The organism is Erwinia sp. B116 (genome assembly GCF_002865965.1).
In the GTDB taxonomy this organism is placed as follows: Bacteria; Pseudomonadota; Gammaproteobacteria; order Enterobacterales; family Enterobacteriaceae; genus Erwinia.
In genome coordinates, this window is the sequence record NZ_JRZZ01000134.1 from 1 (window position 1) to 359 (window position 359).

1 protein-coding gene is annotated in these 359 nt (G+C 51.5%); it reads left to right on the top strand.

Features of this window, described 5'->3' with window-relative positions; translation table 11 throughout:
• Positions 1-359: EF-Tu/IF-2/RF-3 family GTPase (locus NV64_RS22965; RefSeq protein WP_255410353.1), on the top strand; the 359-nt coding region annotated here is incomplete at both ends.

Sequence of the window (359 nt, forward strand, 5' to 3'; positions counted from 1 at the left end):
AAAGTTGGTGAAGAAGTTGAGATCGTTGGTATCAAAGATACCGTGAAATCAACCTGTACCGGCGTTGAGATGTTCCGTAAGCTGCTGGACGAAGGCCGTGCGGGTGAGAACTGTGGTATCCTGCTGCGCGGTGTTAAGCGTGAAGATATCCAGCGTGGCCAGGTTCTGGCTAAGCCAGGTTCAATCAAGCCACACACCAAGTTCGAATCTGAAGTGTACATCCTGTCCAAGGATGAAGGCGGCCGTCATACTCCGTTCTTCAAAGGCTACCGTCCACAGTTCTACTTCCGTACAACTGACGTGACCGGTACCATCGAACTGCCAGAAGGCGTAGAGATGGTAATGCCAGGCGACAACAT